This is a genomic window from Shinella sp. BE166, from assembly GCF_051201095.1.
In the GTDB taxonomy this organism is placed as follows: Bacteria; Pseudomonadota; Alphaproteobacteria; order Rhizobiales; family Rhizobiaceae; genus Shinella; species Shinella lacus.
In genome coordinates, this window is sequence record NZ_JBPEHL010000014.1 from 76216 (window position 1) to 92829 (window position 16614).

General features: G+C 62.6%; 21 protein-coding genes. 16 read left to right on the forward strand and 5 right to left on the reverse strand.

The window, feature by feature from the left end; all coding sequences use genetic code 11:
* The first annotated feature begins 117 nt into the window (after positions 1–117).
* The 3 genes from modA (at position 118) to modC (ending at position 2855) form a co-directional block, all read left to right on the forward strand.
* Complete coding sequence (gene modA, locus J2Y63_RS26765) at positions 118–891, forward strand: molybdate ABC transporter substrate-binding protein (protein WP_435268569.1); 774 nt, start codon at positions 118–120, stop codon at positions 889–891.
* A 192-nt stretch (positions 892–1083) separates the two neighbouring features.
* Positions 1084–1785: a molybdate ABC transporter permease subunit gene (gene modB, locus J2Y63_RS26770; protein WP_435268570.1), complete on the forward strand. Its 702-nt coding sequence runs from the start codon at positions 1084–1086 to the stop codon at positions 1783–1785.
* Positions 1782–2855 carry a molybdenum ABC transporter ATP-binding protein gene (modC, locus tag J2Y63_RS26775; protein WP_435268571.1) on the forward strand — a complete coding sequence of 358 codons (1074 nt, stop codon included), beginning with the start codon at positions 1782–1784 and terminating at the stop codon, positions 2853–2855. Before modB ends, modC begins: the two co-directional genes overlap by 4 nt.
* Before the next feature lie 102 nt (positions 2856–2957).
* Here modC and J2Y63_RS26780 read toward each other — a convergent pair whose 3' ends face one another.
* Both J2Y63_RS26780 and J2Y63_RS26785 read right to left on the reverse strand, forming a co-directional pair.
* Complete coding sequence (locus tag J2Y63_RS26780) at positions 2958–3317, reverse strand: winged helix-turn-helix domain-containing protein (protein ID WP_435268572.1); 360 nt, start codon at positions 3315–3317, stop codon at positions 2958–2960.
* Between the two features lie 116 nt (positions 3318–3433).
* Positions 3434–4771 (reverse strand): aspartate aminotransferase family protein, encoded by a 1338-nt coding sequence (locus tag J2Y63_RS26785; protein WP_435268573.1) that lies wholly within the window; start codon positions 4769–4771, stop codon positions 3434–3436.
* A 143-nt stretch (positions 4772–4914) separates the two neighbouring features.
* Here J2Y63_RS26785 and J2Y63_RS26790 point away from each other — a divergent pair, with 143 nt between their 5' ends.
* The gene (locus J2Y63_RS26790) at positions 4915–5463 is read left to right on the forward strand and encodes a cupin domain-containing protein (protein WP_256118447.1); all 549 of its coding nucleotides are present in this window, start codon (positions 4915–4917) and stop codon (positions 5461–5463) included.
* 47 nt (positions 5464–5510) lie between these two features.
* On the opposite strand, the gene J2Y63_RS26795 is transcribed toward J2Y63_RS26790, so the two are convergent.
* From J2Y63_RS26795 to J2Y63_RS26805, 3 genes are all read right to left on the reverse strand, one after another.
* Positions 5511–5699: a YegP family protein gene (locus tag J2Y63_RS26795; protein ID WP_256118448.1), complete on the reverse strand. Its 189-nt coding sequence runs from the start codon at positions 5697–5699 to the stop codon at positions 5511–5513.
* Between the two features lie 95 nt (positions 5700–5794).
* Positions 5795–7552 carry an adenylate/guanylate cyclase domain-containing protein gene (locus tag J2Y63_RS26800; protein WP_435268645.1) on the reverse strand — a complete coding sequence of 586 codons (1758 nt, stop codon included), beginning with the start codon at positions 7550–7552 and terminating at the stop codon, positions 5795–5797.
* A gap of 307 nt (positions 7553–7859) precedes the next feature.
* Positions 7860–9053 carry a tyrosine-type recombinase/integrase gene (locus tag J2Y63_RS26805; RefSeq protein ID WP_435268574.1) on the reverse strand — a complete coding sequence of 398 codons (1194 nt, stop codon included), beginning with the start codon at positions 9051–9053 and terminating at the stop codon, positions 7860–7862.
* A gap of 302 nt (positions 9054–9355) precedes the next feature.
* Here J2Y63_RS26805 and J2Y63_RS26810 point away from each other — a divergent pair, with 302 nt between their 5' ends.
* From J2Y63_RS26810 to J2Y63_RS26865, 12 genes are all read left to right on the forward strand, one after another.
* The gene (locus tag J2Y63_RS26810) at positions 9356–9568 is read left to right on the forward strand and encodes a helix-turn-helix domain-containing protein (protein WP_435268575.1); all 213 of its coding nucleotides are present in this window, start codon (positions 9356–9358) and stop codon (positions 9566–9568) included.
* Positions 9565–10086, forward strand: coding sequence for a GIY-YIG nuclease family protein (locus J2Y63_RS26815; protein WP_435268576.1), 522 nt, complete (start codon positions 9565–9567; stop codon positions 10084–10086). Before J2Y63_RS26810 ends, J2Y63_RS26815 begins: the two co-directional genes overlap by 4 nt.
* Before the next feature lie 13 nt (positions 10087–10099).
* Positions 10100–10330: a hypothetical protein gene (locus J2Y63_RS26820; RefSeq protein WP_435268577.1), complete on the forward strand. Its 231-nt coding sequence runs from the start codon at positions 10100–10102 to the stop codon at positions 10328–10330.
* Positions 10311–10703, forward strand: coding sequence for a hypothetical protein (locus J2Y63_RS26825; RefSeq protein ID WP_435268578.1), 393 nt, complete (start codon positions 10311–10313; stop codon positions 10701–10703). Before J2Y63_RS26820 ends, J2Y63_RS26825 begins: the two co-directional genes overlap by 20 nt.
* Positions 10703–12004: an AAA family ATPase gene (locus J2Y63_RS26830; protein ID WP_435268579.1), complete on the forward strand. Its 1302-nt coding sequence runs from the start codon at positions 10703–10705 to the stop codon at positions 12002–12004. The genes J2Y63_RS26825 and J2Y63_RS26830 overlap by 1 nt, the downstream gene beginning before the upstream one ends.
* Before the next feature lie 267 nt (positions 12005–12271).
* A complete protein-coding gene (locus J2Y63_RS26835) occupies positions 12272–13249 on the forward strand; it encodes a hypothetical protein (protein WP_435268580.1) in 978 nt (325 codons plus the stop codon).
* Between the two features lie 361 nt (positions 13250–13610).
* Positions 13611–13958, forward strand: coding sequence for a hypothetical protein (locus J2Y63_RS26840; RefSeq protein WP_435268581.1), 348 nt, complete (start codon positions 13611–13613; stop codon positions 13956–13958).
* Entirely contained in the window at positions 13951–14562 is a 612-nt protein-coding gene (locus J2Y63_RS26845) for a hypothetical protein (protein ID WP_435268582.1), read from the forward strand. Before J2Y63_RS26840 ends, J2Y63_RS26845 begins: the two co-directional genes overlap by 8 nt.
* Complete coding sequence (locus J2Y63_RS26850) at positions 14555–15331, forward strand: HK97 family phage prohead protease (protein WP_435268583.1); 777 nt, start codon at positions 14555–14557, stop codon at positions 15329–15331. Before J2Y63_RS26845 ends, J2Y63_RS26850 begins: the two co-directional genes overlap by 8 nt.
* Positions 15321–15575: a hypothetical protein gene (locus J2Y63_RS26855; protein WP_435268584.1), complete on the forward strand. Its 255-nt coding sequence runs from the start codon at positions 15321–15323 to the stop codon at positions 15573–15575. Before J2Y63_RS26850 ends, J2Y63_RS26855 begins: the two co-directional genes overlap by 11 nt.
* A 15-nt stretch (positions 15576–15590) precedes the next feature.
* Positions 15591–16154 (forward strand): hypothetical protein, encoded by a 564-nt coding sequence (locus J2Y63_RS26860; protein ID WP_435268585.1) that lies wholly within the window; start codon positions 15591–15593, stop codon positions 16152–16154.
* Positions 16151–16459, forward strand: coding sequence for a hypothetical protein (locus J2Y63_RS26865; protein ID WP_435268586.1), 309 nt, complete (start codon positions 16151–16153; stop codon positions 16457–16459). The genes J2Y63_RS26860 and J2Y63_RS26865 overlap by 4 nt, the downstream gene beginning before the upstream one ends.
* Positions 16460–16614 lie beyond the last annotated feature (155 nt).

Below are 16614 nucleotides of genomic sequence, written 5' to 3' on the forward strand. Positions count from 1 at the left end.
TTTGGCGGTGGTCTGTTTCCCTGTATTTTTGAAAATATAGCGCTGGCAAAGCCGGAAGCGCCGATATATTCAAGGGGATATCACGCTGCCCGAAGGCAGGAATAAGGGAGAACAGGAATGAACCGTCGTCTGCTTCTGAAACTCGTCGTCGCCGCCTTCGCGGCGTTCCCGCTTGCCCTGCCGGCCGTCGCCGCGGAAAAGGTCACCGTTTTCGCCGCCGCCAGCCTCAAGAACGCGCTCGATGCGGCCAATGCCGCCTGGTCGAAGGAAACCGGCAACGAGACGACGGTCTCCTATGCCGCAAGCTCGGCGCTCGCCAAGCAGATCGAGGCCGCGGCGCCCGCCGATCTCTTCATCTCGGCCGACCTTGCCTGGATGGATTACGTTGCCGAAAAGAAGCTGATCAAGGACGACACGCGCGTCAACCTGCTCGGCAACCGCATCGTGCTGGTCGCACCGAAGGACAAGGCATCGACCGTCGAGATCAAGGAAGGCTTCGACCTCGCCGGCCTCGTCGGTGACGGCAAGCTCGCCATGGGCGCGGTCGAGACCGTGCCGGCTGGCAAATATGGCAAGGCGGCGCTCGAAAAGCTCGGCGTCTGGTCGTCGGTCGAAGGCAAGGTCGCCGGCGCCGAAAGCGTGCGCGCAGCATTGGCGCTCGTCTCGCGCGGCGAGGCACCCTACGGCATCGTCTACCAGACGGATGCCGCTGCCGATCCGGGCGTCGCCGTCGTCGGCACCTTCCCGGAAGACAGCCACCCGCCGATCATCTACCCGGTCGCCATCCTGAACGAATCGAAGAGCGCCGCCGCGGCCGCCTATCTCGACTTCCTGAAGTCCGACAAGGCCGCCCCCTTCTTCACCGAACAGGGCTTCTCGATCCTGAAGTAAGACGAGCCTCGCGACAGCCCCGGGCGCTAAACCCGGGGCTTCGTTTGTCGGGAAGTCCCAAACCCCGCACACGGCATCCGTGGCATGGATGGTCGGGTTAGGCCCGACCATGACGGACATGAGGTTTGGGTCTTGTCGACGGTCCGGCCCCGGTTCAATCTCCGGGGCTTCCGGCATTTCGAAGGAACCGACGTGGACTGGCTTGCCTTGAGCGACGAGGAATGGACGGCGATCCGGCTGAGCCTCAGGGTCTCGGCGGTTGCGGTCCTCGTCAGCCTGCCGCTCGGCGTTCTGGTCGCGCTGGCGCTCGCCCGCGGCCGCTTCTGGGGCAAGTCGCTCCTGAACGGCATCGTGCACATGCCGCTGATCCTGCCGCCCGTTGTCACCGGCTTTTTGCTGCTCGTGCTGTTCGGCCGGCGTGGCGCCATCGGCTCGGTGCTCGACGAATGGTTCGGCATCGTGCTGTCCTTCCGCTGGACGGGGGCGGCGCTCGCCTGCGGCGTCATGGGCTTTCCGCTGATGGTGCGCTCCATCCGGCTGTCCATCGAGGCCGTCGATCGCAAGCTGGAGGAGGCCGCCGGCACGCTCGGCGCCAGCCCGCTCTGGGTCTTCCTCACCGTCACGCTGCCGCTGATTCTTCCCGGCGTCGTCGCCGGCATGATCCTCGCCTTTGCGAAAGCCATGGGCGAGTTCGGCGCGACCATCACCTTCGTCTCCAACATTCCTGGCGAGACGCAGACCCTGTCGGCCGCCATCTACACCTTCACCCAGGTGCCCGGCGGCGATGCCGGCGCCATGCGGCTCACCCTCGTCGCGATCGCCATTTCCATGGTCGCGCTCTTGGCTTCCGAAGTGCTGGCGCAACGCATCGGCCGCAAGGTGAACCTCGAATGAGCCTCGTCGTCGAAGCCCACCACCGGCTCGGCGAATTTTCGCTGGATGCCGCCTTCAGCGCCGATGGCGGCGTCACCGCGCTTTTCGGGCGTTCCGGCTCGGGAAAGACCTCGCTGGTCCGCATCATCGCCGGCCTGACACGCCCGGCGGAAGGCCGCGTGCTGCTCGGCGACGAGGTGCTGGTCGATACCGCGCGGCGCATCTTCGTTCCCGCCCACCGCCGCCGCTTCGGCTACGTTTTTCAGGAAGCGCGCCTCTTCCCGCACCTGACGGTCCGCCAGAACCTCAATTACGGCCGCTGGTTCTCGCCGAAGGGCGCTCGCGCCGAAAGTCCGGAACGCATCGTTGACCTGCTTGGTATCGCCGACCTGCTCGACCGACAGCCGGCCAACCTTTCCGGCGGGGAAAAGCAGCGCGTCGCCATCGGCCGTGCGCTGCTCGCGTCCCCCCGTCTGCTGCTGATGGACGAGCCGCTCGCAGCGCTGGACGAGGAGCGCAAGGCGGAAATCCTGCCCTATCTGGAGCGCCTGCGCGACGAGGTCGGCATTCCCATCGTCTATGTCAGCCATTCGGTGGCCGAGGTCGCGCGCCTCGCCGACCGGGTGGTGCTCATGGCGGGCGGCCGCATCGAGGCAGTCGGCGCTGCCTCCGACGTGCTGGGCGGCCCGCGTCTATCCTCCGCCGCCGATCGCCGCGAGGCCGGCAGCGTGCTCTCCGGCCACGTCGAGGCGCGCGACGCCACCCACGGCCTCGCGACCATCCGGCTCGACGGGGGTGCGACCATCCTCGTGCCGGGCGCTGCCGTTTCGCCCGGCGAGACGGTGCGGCTGCGCATTCCCGCCCGTGACGTCATGGTCGCGACCGTGCGCCCGGAAGGCCTCAGCGCACTCAACATTCTGGAAGGCATCGTGGAAGCGATCGAGCCGGACGGCGAGGGCATGGCGAGCCTGCGCATCGCCTGCGGCGGCGATCCTGTCCGTGCCCGCATCACCGCATTTTCCGTCGAGCGCCTGGGCCTCGTGCCGGGCCTGCCCGTTCACGCCGTCATCAAGACGGTGGCGCTGGAATAGAGCAATTCCAGCAAAAGTGCGTAGCGGTTTTGCGTCCGGAATTGCGTAAAAACAAAAAGATAGAGTGTTTTCGCGATTCGAAGAAAAGCGGAAACGCTCTACTCAGTCGGCGAGCTGCCCGACGATCCAGTCGATATCGTCGGCAAGGGCCGCGCGCGCCTTCTCCTCCATCGCCTGGTAATGCGCGATCAGCGCCTCGCCGAAGGGTGTCAGCACCGCGCCGCCGCCCTGTTTTCCGCCCCGCTGCGATTCCACCACAGGCGCTCGAAACAGCCGGTTCATCTCGTCGACGAGCAGCCAGGCCCGGCGGTAGGACATGTCCATCGCCCGCCCGCCCGCCGAAATCGAGCCGGTATCCTTGATATGCGAGAGAAGCTGGATCTTGCCCCGGCCGAGGCGCCCCTCCGGCTCGAACTGGAGGCGGAAGATGATTTTCGGTTCGGTCTTGGCGGATGCTGTCATGAATGTGGGCCCGTACTGCTACGGGCCCAGCTATAACAGCGTTTTTCGCAAATTGCAGTCGAAGCCATTCCAGGAAAAGTGTGAAGCGGTTTTCCGTCCGGAATTGCGTAAAATACTTACGCCGCGCGCTTCAACGCATCGCCAAGGATCGAGACGATATCCTCGAAGTGCTGCTTTTCCGCGATCAACGGCGGCGAGAAGGCGATGATGTCGCCGGTCACGCGGATGAGCAGGCCCTTTTCGAAGCAATCGACGAAGACGTCATAGGCGCGCGTGCCAGGTGCGCCATCGCGCGAAGCAAGCTCGATGCCAGCGATCAGGCCGATCGTGCGGATGTCGATGACATGCGGCAGGCCCTTCAGCGAATGCATCGCGGTCTGCCAGTCATCCTCAAGCTCGGCGGCGCGGGTGAGCAGGCCCTCGTCGCGGTAGATATCGAGCGTCGCGATGCCTGCGGCGCAGGCTGCCGGATGGCCGGAATAGGTGTAACCATGGAAGATCTCGATGGCGTTTTCCGGCCCATGCATCAGCGCGTCGTGCACCTTGCGGCTGGAGAACACCGCCCCCATCGGGATCGCGCCGTTGGTGAGGCCCTTGGCGGTCGTCACCAGATCCGGCGTGACGCCGAAATAGTTGGTGGCAAAGGATGCGCCGAGGCGGCCGAAGCCCGTGATGACTTCGTCGAAGATCAGCAGGATGCCGTGCTTGTCGCAGATCGCGCGCAGTCTTTCTAGGTAACCCTTCGGCGGGATCAGCACGCCGGTGGAGCCGGCAACGGGTTCGACGATGCAGGCCGCGATGGTTTCCGCGCCATGCAGCGCCACCAGACGCTCCAGATCGTCGGCAAGCTCGGCGCCGTGCTCCGGCTGGCCCTTCACGAAGGCGTTCTTCGACAGGTCATGGGTGTGGCGCAGGTGGTCGGAGCCGGGAAGCTGCGGGAAGACGCGGCGGTTGTTGATGATGCCGCCGACCGAAATGCCGCCGAAACCGACGCCGTGATAGCCGCGCTCGCGGCCAATCAGGCGCGTGCGCGTGCCCTGGCCGATCGCCCGCTGGTAGGCAATGGCGATCTTCAGCGCGGTATCGACCGATTCGGAGCCGGAGCCGGTGTAGAAGATGCGATCGAGCTTGGCGCCGTCCGGGCCGGGCGCGATTTCGGCCAGCCGTTCGGCAAAATCGAAGGCGATCGGATGGCCCATCTGGAAGGAGGGCGCAAAATCCATCTGGGTGAGCTGACGCTCCACAGCGGCGGCGATCTGCCGGCGGCCATGGCCGGCGTTGACGCACCAGAGGCCGGCCGTGCCGTCCAGCACGCGGCGTCCGTCGGCGCTCGTGTAATACATGCCTTCGGCGGCGGCGAGCAGGCGCGGTGCCGCCTTGAACTGGCGGTTGGCGGTAAAGGGCATCCAGTAGCTGTCCAGCACCGGTGCATTGGGCTTGTTATGGGCGTTCATGGCAGATCTCCTCTGGCTGGGCGATAGACGCCATGATTTGCGATGCCGAACAAGTCCTTTTCTGGTTGACGTCAAGCTCTTGAAAAGAAAGGATATGGAAGTCAAGAATTGCGATATTCCGAACATCTAGAACAGGAAAGATCATGTCGGTCGATATCGGGGGCAGGCTGCGCCATCTGCGTCTCGCCCACAATCTGTCGCAGCGCGAGCTCGCCAAACGCGCCGGCGTCACCAATTCGACGATCTCGCTGATCGAATCGAACGCCTCTAACCCGTCCGTCGGTGCGCTGAAGCGCATCCTCGACGGCATCCCCATCGGCCTTGCGGAATTCTTCGCCTTCGAGCCGGACCGGCCAAAAAAGGCCTTCTACCGGTCGGATGAACTGGTGGAGATCGGCAAGGGCCCGATCTCCTTCCGCCAGGTCGGCGACAATCTCTTCGGCCGCAGCCTGCAAATCTTGAAAGAGTGCTACCAGCCCGGCGCGGATACTGGAAAGGTGCCGCTGGTGCACGATGGCGAGGAGGGCGGCATCGTGCTCTCCGGCCGGCTGGAGGTGACCGTCGACGACGAGCGCCGCATCCTCGGCCCGGGTGACGCCTATTATTTCGAAAGCCGCCGGCCGCACCGTTTCCGCTGCGTCGGCCCGGTGCCTTGCGAGGTTATCAGCGCCTGCACGCCGCCAACCTTCTGAACGGCAAAAAGCCCGCCGATGGCGGGCTTTTCGAGGGTTAGACCTGATCAGGCCTGCGCTGTCGTCGTGTCTTCGACGGGCGCGCCGGGGCCGTTCTTCTTGATCGAATCGATGGCGTTCTGGGCGCTCGCCTTGCTGGAATAGCCTTCGGTGGAGAACATCACTTCGCTGTTATACTTGAAGCGAACGCGAAACTCGCCAGCCTTGTCCTTGTAGATCTCGAACTTGTGCGCCATGGGTTGTCCCCTCCGTGCAGGTGTGAATCGACATGCGCAACCTGCCAGTCGGGCAAACCGCTGACAAGAGTGCCGTAGATTTCTGTGGTGGAGATTTAGCCGGCCACAGGAGCACCGAGCAGCAAACGAAGCTCCTCGCTTTCGCGAAAACACGCGACCTCGATCGGCTCCTGCTTGCCGGCCAGCAGCACGGGCGCGAAGTCGAAAACCTGCTCCGGGCCGGCCGCCATCAGGATCGCCTCCCGGGAGGCGACCATCGTGGCTTCCAGCCGCTTCGTCTGCGCCTCCAGGCGCGCCGCGACATTGCCGGTATCCCCGAGGAAGGGCATGCCCTCCAGGCCGCCCGTCCATTCCGTGCCGACGACCGCGACCCCCACATGCAGGCCGATGCCGACCCGCAACGGCTCGTTCAGCTCCTGCTGCAGATCCTCGTTCAGGGCATCGATGCCCTCCCACAGGCGCAGCGCGGCGCGAAACGCGTCGCGCGCCGCATCATGCGTCGGGCCGTCCGCGCCGAAGACGCTCATCACGCCATCGCCGGCAATATTGGTGACATGGCCGCCGCTTTCCCGCACGGCCGTGGAGACCGCCTTGATGTAACGCTCGACGATGAAGAACGTGTCATAGGGCAGGCGGTCGTCGGCAAGCCGGGTGGACTGGCGCAGATCGACGAAAAGTGCGGCCACCTCTGTTTCCCGGCGGGCCGAGGCAACCTGCGGGAACGCGCCGCCCTTGGCCTGCGCCGCGGTGGCGGAATGCACCAGCGGCACGACGGCGAGGTCGTGTTTGGGCCGGATCTGGCAGGCGAGCCGGATCGATGGCGGCGCCCCGATCCGCCGCAACAGGCGCTCTTCGTCGCCTGCCGCTGCCGGCAAGGCCTCCCCGCCGGCGACGATCTCGACACGGCAGGTCGAGCACCGGCCGCGGCCGCCGCAGACGGAGGCATGCGGGATACCGCACCAGCGGCTCGCCTCCAGCACGCTGAAACCGACCGGGACGGAGACGGTGCGCGGGCCGGGATAGGTGATCTTGACCGAGCTGAACCGCGAGGAATGCCAGTCGCGCGCCAAACGCAGCACGAGGATGCCGCCAAGCAGCGCGAGGTAGCCGAGCGTAATGCGGTCGGCAATCGCATTGGCCTGCGCCGTCGCATTGGCGGCGGCCGAACCCGGGGCTTCGTAAGCACCAGGCGACAGGTAGTCGATGCCCAGGGAGGCGAGCTCGCGCATGTCGAGCCCGGCATTGACGAAGCCGAGGATCGCCAGCACGGGCACCAGCGTCGCGAGCGACATCAGGACCGGAACATGGCGCGCATACCATTGTTTGGTTCGAAGCCAGGCCCGCACGCCGAGACAGCCGTGAATCCACACGGCAAGGATCAGCAGCAACTGCCGCGGCAGGCCGATCTGCGGGTTGGCGACCCACAGCGCATAGATGATCTTGTCGAACCCGACCCGGGCGTCATAGACGCTTTTCAGATAGGCGATCGAACCCGCATGGGCGAAGAGCACGGCCGGTATCGCAAGGCCGAGGATCAGCTGCACTGCATCGACCGGCGGCAGCCGCAAATGCCGCCGCCGATAGAGCGCCCGCAAGCCGAGCGCGGCATGAATGCTCATCGAGCCGTAAAGCAGCACGCGCCCCGGCGCGCTCTGCCACGGGTCGAAAAGCACCAGGCTCGCCATGTCCATGGCCTCCACGGAGCGAATGCCGAACGCCTGGTTCAGAAGATGCATCGTCGCATAGAGAAACAGGACCAGCCCGGTCCAAAGCCGAAGCCGCCGCAAAAACGCCCTTGAGGCCGCCGGCCGCCCATCGCTTTCGCCGCGAAACCCCTGCCGTGGCGCCCCCACGTCGCTCAAGCGAAAGCCTCGCCAAATCTATCGGCAAACCACCGGCGCATGCACATCATCGACAACAACTCTCGGCGCAGATCCGCTCTTCCCTGAGTCAACTAGTGACTCGGCCCCCGATTGCAACCGGAATTTCCGCGCGAAGCCTCGCGAATGCTAACAGCATTCCGGCAATCGAAGGGAAAATATACGGAAGAAGAGATTGGCTGGGGAACCTGGATTCGAACCAAGATTAACGGAGTCAGAGTCCGTTATATCGCATTGATTATATTGTCCTATTTGGCGTCTTGTCGCAGTCTTGTCGCAGTCAGCCCAAAAGTGCGGCGGCAGCCGAGTTCATGGCTTCACCCGTACCAGCCTTTTTGAAGAGGTGCGAATAGGTATCCAAGGTTACCTGAATCGACGAATGCCCCATCCGATCCTGCACCACCTTTGCGGACAATCCGAGCCCGCCATCAGCCGGGGTGTTAATGCACCAACTGGCATAGAAATGTCGCAGGGCATGGAGTCCCGTATATTTCGCCTGCATGATCGGCTTGCCATCCTTGTCCAGCTTGCTGGAAGGTTTCGTCAGGCCGACCGCAACCCAGTGTGGCTGATACCAGCGGGTGACAATGTTGTTGTGATCCTCGACGGTGCCTATGCCAGTAGGGAAGACAAGGTCCAGATCTGGGTCACCCTTGGGGCACTCCTGCCTCCAGTCTGTGAGTGCCTTAACAAGATGCTCGACAAGCGGAATCGTGCGGCGGCCTGCCTTTGTTTTCGGCGACCCCATTGCCTTCCACATGTTCGCCCTCTGGCTGACGTTGATTTCCGCTCCCTTGAAATCGATATCCCTCCACCGCAGACCGCGAAGCTCCGACGACCGCATGCCCGTGAAGATGGCTGTCATCCAGAAAACGCGCGTCTTGCCGGTCAGAGTTGGCATGACCTGTCGGATTTCTTCAGGGAAGGGGAGGTCGACGCCCACCACAACTGGCTCCTCGTGGCGAGCGGCCGAACGCGACCGAGCCTTGCCGCGGCCCATCTCCTTGACCGGGTTCCTTACGACCAGACCACGTTCCTGTGCGTCAGAGAGCAGGGCGCCTAGACTGACGCGCACCGCGCGCTGCATTGCAGGCGATCGGCCGTTGTCGCGAAGATCGTCGAGAAACTGCCTGACCTTGGGCACAGTCATCTCGTTCAGCCTGACCGTACCGAGAAACGGATTGATGTGCAGACGGAGATGCTGCTCATACTGCTTCGTCGTGGAGACCTCTAGCCCGGCTCCAACGCACGCGTCGTACCATAGCTTGCCCGCGGCGGTGATGGTGACCGTATCGCGATCGGCGACATGGATCTTATCCTTGACTTGGATCCGCGTGCCAGCGTCGAAGTCCCTGGCATCCTTCTTTTTCTGGAATGTCTTGATGTGCCGCTTGCCGTTCTGGTCGAAGTAATCGACGACCCACGCCGTCTTCTCCGCGCCGCCAGACACCCATTTGCGTTCTCGTATGGACATGTGATCCTCCGTTGAAGCTTTCCTACATGACCAACGGACTAAATGCAACATGCTACAAAACATTCCCACAGGGATTGACAAAATTGTCAAACTGTATTAGAAGGGAACGATAGGCGTTCTGTGGTGGGCGCCTAATACGCGGGGTGGTGCCCGCAGCGATGACACCAGTCATCGGGCCGCAGGACAAGAGGCCTGCTTCGATTAACTCAACCCGGCCAGTCGGTCGGCCACCGAACCTTCTCTCATTCAACACGACAAAACCGACGTTCGGACTCCGTCCTGCGCTCGGAAGAGGAGACGCCATGACCCCTGCGAATGATAACCTATGTGACGACGTCCTGAAGGGCGCAGACGAAATCGCCGAGTTCATCAAGGAAGACAAGCGAGCCGTTTTCTACGCGATAAAGAAGGGGCGGATCCCCCATTATCGAATCGGCCAGAACATCCGCGCCAGGAAGAGTACGCTTACAGCGTGGATCGCCAGCCAGGAAGCTGGTGCGAGGGCGTCGGCATGAGCCGCCACATGATCGCCGCTGAGGTGTTTCAGGAATCCATCGACGGTCCCGCATGTGTCTACGTCCTTCATCTCCATGAGGGCTATTTCGTGCCGTATCGAACGGCGGATGACCTTATTCGAGTGAGGGTTTTCACGGCTACCGATACGAAGGACTGCGCGGCTCCCGACTTTTATAGCGCTTATCCGGCATCCGCCAGCGACCACACGATCGAGAGCATTGAGGAGGGAGCGCCATCTCGCCGCTCCTCATTCGTGTATTTCATCAGCGACGGCGAGCATGTGAAAATTGGCCTCTCAAGACAACCTCGCAAACGATTGTCGTCCCTTCAGACCGGGCATCCAAAGCGCCTCAACATCGTTGGGCTGATGCCGGGCGGGGCTGAGGATGAGTTTCAGCTCCACGGTCGCTTCCGTGACCATCGCGTTAAGGGTGAGTGGTTCAGGGACTGCTCCGAAATTCGGGATTTCATTGCGCTCGCCGCCAATGACAACAGCGCCATAGCGCGCGCCGCCTAACCCAAGGACACCCATGAAAATCATATCCATCCGCCCGGCTCCGCCAGGCGGCAACTGTGTTGCGCGCTTCGATCTGGAAACAGACGACGGCATGCGCATTCGTGACCTTAAGCTGGTCGAAGGCAACGCCGGCTGGCGCGTCTACGGCCCTAAGCACCACGGCCAGAGCATCGTCACCTTCCCGCCGGTCGTTGTCGACCGCATCGCATTGGAGGCCCTGCGCCATGTCCGAACCGCAACTTAATTTCGCGGCCCGCCTGCTTTCTAAAGAGCACGTCACCGACGCGCTTGAGGGCCGCATCGCCACCTATATGCGTCGCCGCTCCGGTGTAACCCTCTTCGAAATGGCACGGGACATTCCTGGCTTCTCCGGCAATGCGACATGGGGCAAGGAAGACCAGAACATCATCCTCTGGGCCGACATGTCTGAGGCCGCCATCGCCGCAATGGGCCGCCTTCTCGATTCCGAAGACATCGTGCCGAGGCCTACTAACTGGCTGGTCTACAATTTCGACGGCGGCGTGCTGGACATGCCGATCGCTGAAAGCATCACACGCCGGTACGCGAAGCCGCACTGGTTGCCACTGGTGTTTGCCGGCAATAGCGAGGCTGCATAATGGCTCCATTGCAATCGGCAAAGCCCCGCCGCGTCGAGCTCTCCGATCTCGTAATGGAGTTCCAGGGCGCAATCATCGATCTGGAGATGGGCCGCGGGCCGAAGATTGATTATGCCACCGCCATCACCGCAGCCGCAACGCGGCTCGAGGGCGGGATTGCTGATCACGTCGATCGTCGCGTAGCTCATCGCCTGCGGTTCATGACGCCGGCCAACGACAACAATCCATACCCCGGCATCATATCGAGCGGGGCATTCGTCAAGGGATTCGTGCCGCCGGACTATGCGCTGGACGGCGTGTTCCAGTCGCGCTTCTTTTACAGCCTGACCGGCACGACCGGGACCGGAAAGACGGCTGTCCTGCTGCTCCTCGCGGCAGCGACGGCGCTGGGCATGCCAGTGGGCGGTAGGGACGTGAAGCCGGGCCGAGTCGTCTATCTGGCAGGCGAAAATCCTGACGACGTTCAAATGCGATGGCTCGCCGCCGCTCACCATCTTGGCTTCGATCCGGAGGAAATTGACGTTCACTTTCTGAAGGGCACCACGAATGTTGCCGAGACGATCGAGCTCATACGCAAGGACGTGGAAGCTTTAGGCGGCGCCAGCCTCGTCATCGTCGATACCAGCGCGGCGTTCTTTTTCGGCGCGGACGAGAACTCGAATACTGATGCGGGCCGCCATGCACGGAACCTCCGCACGTTGACCACGCTGCCCGGCGAGCCAGCTGTGCTGGTCGCTACCCATCCGACCAAGAACGCCAGCAGTGACAGCCTCCTGCCCCGTGGCGGCGGCGCGTTCATTGCCGAGGTGGATGGCAATCTCACGCTGACCAAGTCCGACGGGTTGGTGCGGCTTCACTGGCAGGGAAAGCACCGCGGGCCGGATTTCGAACCGGTGGTCTTCAAGCTGGAATCGGTAACGGCGCCGGATCTGGTCGATAGCCGCGGCAGACTGGTGCCGACCGTCCTTGCCAAGGACATGTCCGAGAAAGAAGTCGGCGTGGTGAAGCGGCAGGCATTCAGCGACATGGATGCCGTGCTGCTCGAGTTCGATCGGGATACAACCCAATCCACGAGGGATGTCGCAGAGCGCCTCGGATGGCGAAAGGACGATGACTTTGATCGCAGGCGAGTGCAAACGGTCGCCGACAAGGCCAAAACTCAGAAACTTCTGAAGTTCGAAGCGCGGAAGTGGAAGCTCACCGAGGCCGGCCACGAGGCAGTCGTGGATGCCAAGGCACGCCGTCACGCCGAGCAGCAATCAACCGAATTCGCCGAACGGATGAGGCGGAAAACGGGCTAATCGAACTGCACGGTTCGATCGGTGCAGCACCTAGTCTTACAGACCGGCTTGGTGGTGCTGCACCGACATTTGCACCGCCTGCACCGCACCGCAAAAAAACGCAGAAAATGCAATGAAATCAACCTGCACGGTCGGTGCAGTTTTCATTCAAAAGCAGTCTTTGTGTGTGGGGGGATTTCATCCCCACCACACTGCACGCACCGGTCATATCCCTATAGCGGTGCAACGGTGCAGCGAGACATTGAAACAACTGAGGAGGACAGCCGCATGACACCAGTAGCAGCAAACGACAATTCAGCGTGGAAGCCAGGGCAGCCCGTTCCACGCGGCTACTACCGTTCCACGATGCATCCGGACAGGATATTCAGGAACAAGGTCGATATCCGTGCAGAGGATATCGAGAGTGAGCAGAGCCGCTTCTCGGATCTCGCGGAACGCCGTGCATGGCTCGCCACCCTGCCTGAGAAATACAAGCCGGTCCTCGCGTGGCCAACGGCAGAACGCCTGTCGCGGCTGGAAAGCCCGGATGCCGCTCGCACGCTATACCGCTATGCCGAGATGATGTCGCCGCCGCGCATGGTCGTGGCGAACGACAACGAGCCGCAGGTCGCTGCTTGCGAGGCCGACCCAGACATGCGCCACGAATTTCGCCCCGGCGAGAACGAGATGCTAAGCGCCGCATCAGATGGCCTGCGGTGCGCGGTCGTCTCCGAACGCACGGCGAGCGGATGGAAGGTGATTGAGCGGCGGGAGGCAATGTTCGGCTTGTCGGAGAATGGCTTTCAACTGGGCAATCTCCTTTTTCGCGGCGGCAAGCTCGTTTCCTATGGGGAGACCCACAAGGGAAAGCGCAAGCTTCCAGCAGAGCGGACTCGGCAGCCGAAGGGATACAAGGCACCACCACCACGGTCAGATGCTTCGATCCGGTTCTTGTTGCCAAGCAATGACAACACGCCGATCGCCGAGGGCGCCGGGTGGCTCGGCGGCATAACCCGGCCACGCGGCAACGGGACCAGACCGGATATCGGCGAGCACGATGCAGTCGTCGAGATGGATCGTAGTGCGCGCAGGAGCGCTGTGCGGCTCGCCTTGGGTTTGGACGCGGATGTGCTCGACGTGGCGATCACGGACGCAACAGCGCAACAGATCGGCGAGGCGTTTGGATACGAAGGCAAGACAGCAGAGCGGCAAGGGATAAAGCGGATCAACGTCGCTCTAAAGAAACTTGAGCAAATCGCCGCGTGACGTGTCCCTAAAGTGCTGCGCGGGACCGTATATATATATGAAGACAAAAAGAGCCGCCCCATGGGCGGCTTTTTCTATCCCCCAATCGCCACCCGGTCCTTTCTCCCACGGGCGCGTGATCTCCGCGTTGAGTGCGCTCGCCCGCACTCCGCGGCCAGTTTCCCCAATCGCCGGTGGACGGACATCTGCCGGTCGATCTCCGCGTGCGCGCTCGTCCGCCGCACGCGGGCCAGTTCAGCTTGTCCGATTAGCGGCATCGGGCATCGCTCATCCCCGCCGCAACCTTGAAGCAGCGCCATTCGGCGCTGTTTTTTTGCGCTCCACCTGTTGCGCATCTTCCGCAATCCGAAAGGAACAACAAATGAACACGGACCAAATTGCGGTCGTTGCGGGTGTCGAGCCCGCGACGGTACGCTCGTGGATGGCCCGCGCGCCGGCCTTCGAGATCGGCGTCCGCGACGGACGCACCCGCGTATTCACCCCGGCCGAAGCGGCCACGCTGCTCGTGGCAGGGCACATCCTACGCCATCGCAATGCACGCCCGCATCTCGCGCTGCCGGCTGCGGCACGGATCAACGCCATGACGGCCGACATCGTCTTCGTCGACGTCGCCCCAGGCGGCGCAACGCACGTCGCTCGCGACGCGGACCTGTTGCCGAGCGCGATCGCGATCAACCTCACCGAAATCCGGAGGGCTGCTGGTGAGTGACGAACCCGAGATCAGCGAAGAGCACGCGGCATTCCTCCGCGATCTCGAAAAGACCGACCCCAAACTCTACCGCGCTGTTGCTCCGAATGAATGGTTGCCGGCTTTCTGGGAAGCTTGCCTCCATGAGGCAGCCCACGCAGTTGTAATGCACGCGTATGGCGAGCGGATCGACCGGGTGCGGTGCAAAGGCCACGAAGGCGGCGTTACACCACACAGCGCCCGCAGTGCGTCCGTGACGCCCTTCCACGTCGTCGTCTGCCTCTTGGCAGGCGTGCTTGCGGAGCCTGACGGTGAGGTCCTCGCGGTCGCTAATTGGCGCGACATCATCGATGACGTGCTTAACGCTCGTCGCATTGAGCAGACCGACTATGTCAATTCGATCATCATTGCCCGCGGTGAGCTAGAGGATTCAAACGACGCGGATGCCATCCTCGCCATCGTCCTCGCAGCCCGTGCTCGGGCGATCGACCTCCTGCAGACCCCCCAGATTTGGGCTGCCATCCTCGGCGTCGCGCAGTGCCTTCGCATCGAGGAAGCCCTCCCCGGCGAGCGCGTCCACGAGATCTGCGCCGCTCATGTCCCATTCGGAGCCTTCAATGACTAAGAAACTCACACGCGGCGCGGAATTGCGCGTCGCTTCCTTTGACGAGGGCGAGAACAGCGTCGAAGTAGTCTGGACTACCGGCGCGGCCGTCCGCCGACGTGACTGGCGAACCGGCGAGAACTATAGCGAAGTGCTAGAAGTGACGCCTAAGGCCGTTCGCCTTGATCGCCTGAATGCCGGTGCACCGCTTCTCGACACCCATCGCGACGGCTCGCTCGGCGCCATTATCGGCTCGGTCGTGCCTGGCACCGCCCGGATTGAAAATGGCCTAGGTATCGCCCGCGTGCGCCTTTCCAACGCTCCCGGCGATGCTGACATCGTCTCGAAAATCCGAGACGGCATTATCCGAAATATCAGCGTCGGCTATGCCATCCACGGCTACGAAACTGAAGCCGGTCCCCACGGCAGCGACGAGATTCGCCGCGTTGTCGACTGGGAGCCATTAGAAATTTCAGCGGTTCCGGTCCCAGCCGACGCTGGCTCGCAAGTCCGATCTCTTGAAGACGACGACGGGGAAATTCCCGAAGCGGGGCTTGCAATCCGAGAGGCCCTTCACGGATTGGCCATCGATGCCGAAATCGCCACAGCGCTCCGCATGGGTTGGGCTTCTGCCTGGATACGGGGCGCGGGCAGCATCGAGCAGAACGCCGACGATGCCTACACCGCGGCATTCCAGGAATACCGGAGCCACGAAGTCTCGCACGCTGCGGCAGCCGCCGCGGCCGCCTTCACGATCGTTCGCCACATGGGCCAAGCGCATGAAGCCTGAGTTGGCAAGGCTGGTGAAGGCTGGCGATCTCGACGTTGCTGAGGCGGAAGCGCTGATGGTCGCGGCCTCACATGCAGCGCATGGCAACGCAGCCGATGCGATGTGGCACGCACGGATGGACGTTTCCGAACAATTTCGTGACATCAACCTAACCTCTTTTGCGGCCGGGGCAGCATTTGCCTGGGCAATGAAGCGTCCGGACGTCGAACCGGCATCCTATCGTGCGGCGTATCGGCCGCGATAACTCAAAGGAAACTCAATGTTTGATTGGTTCAGACGGCTGGCGCCGACGGCGTCCGCTGAAGACATCCGCGCGGCCTTGGATAAGGCCGACATCGCCGTTGCGCAGAGAAATTTAGACGACGCCCACCAACAGCGAACCGTGATCCTGCTCGAGGGCGATGACGTTGCGATTCTGAAAGCCGAGGCCGCCATCGACGCAGCTCGCATCCAGGTCGACCGCGTCACGGCGATTCGAGCGGAATTGGCGAACCGCCTTGCCCGTGCCGAGATCGCGGCCCGCGAGAAGTCGCTCATCGATGGCCATGCTGCAGCTGATAAGGCGCTCGCCGACATTAAGCGCAAACTGATCAAAGACGGCGCCGAAGCCGCGAAAAAGATTGATGCGCTACTTACGGCAGTCGAGGAAACTGACCGGCTGTATCACCAAAATTATCAGTTGCGCACCGAAAACCAGGGCGTGTTCCGCGCCGTTGATGAACTCCCGCCACTGCTGCGAGTGCGGGACTGGTTGGACCGCGACGAGGCGCGTGACCTCCCAGAGACCCTGGCGCATTTGATCAACCGGAGGATCCAGTATTGACCGACGTTCTCGCACAAATCGCCGTGAAGCGCCAGGAAGCCGAGGCGGCGCTCGGAACCGCGATTGCGGCCATCCGTGACGTCGTTCCAGATGCCTCACGCGCCATTCAGGTGTCAGCTGACAAAGCTGCGGCGGCTATCCGGTTGCGCAGCGAGCTCAATGAATTGATCATGGAGCATCGGATGGAGCCCGGCGTCCTTGCGGAGCGGCGTGTGAACAGCAGCGTGCATGATGAATTGTGCGCCAACCCACTCGAGGGCGTTCCAGCATGGGTGGCGCCGCTGCTGTCCAACCTTTGCCGCTGATCTGCTTCGAACAAGGCAGGGCCGCATAGCCCCCCCCTCCCAAAACGATCTTTAAGCCCACCCCACCCCCTTGCGGGTAGGACGGCCCGAATCCTCGTTCGCTGCAAGTTTTTTGCTGGACCATTTCCTTCCTTTTGGATTTCAGGAATCGCTGA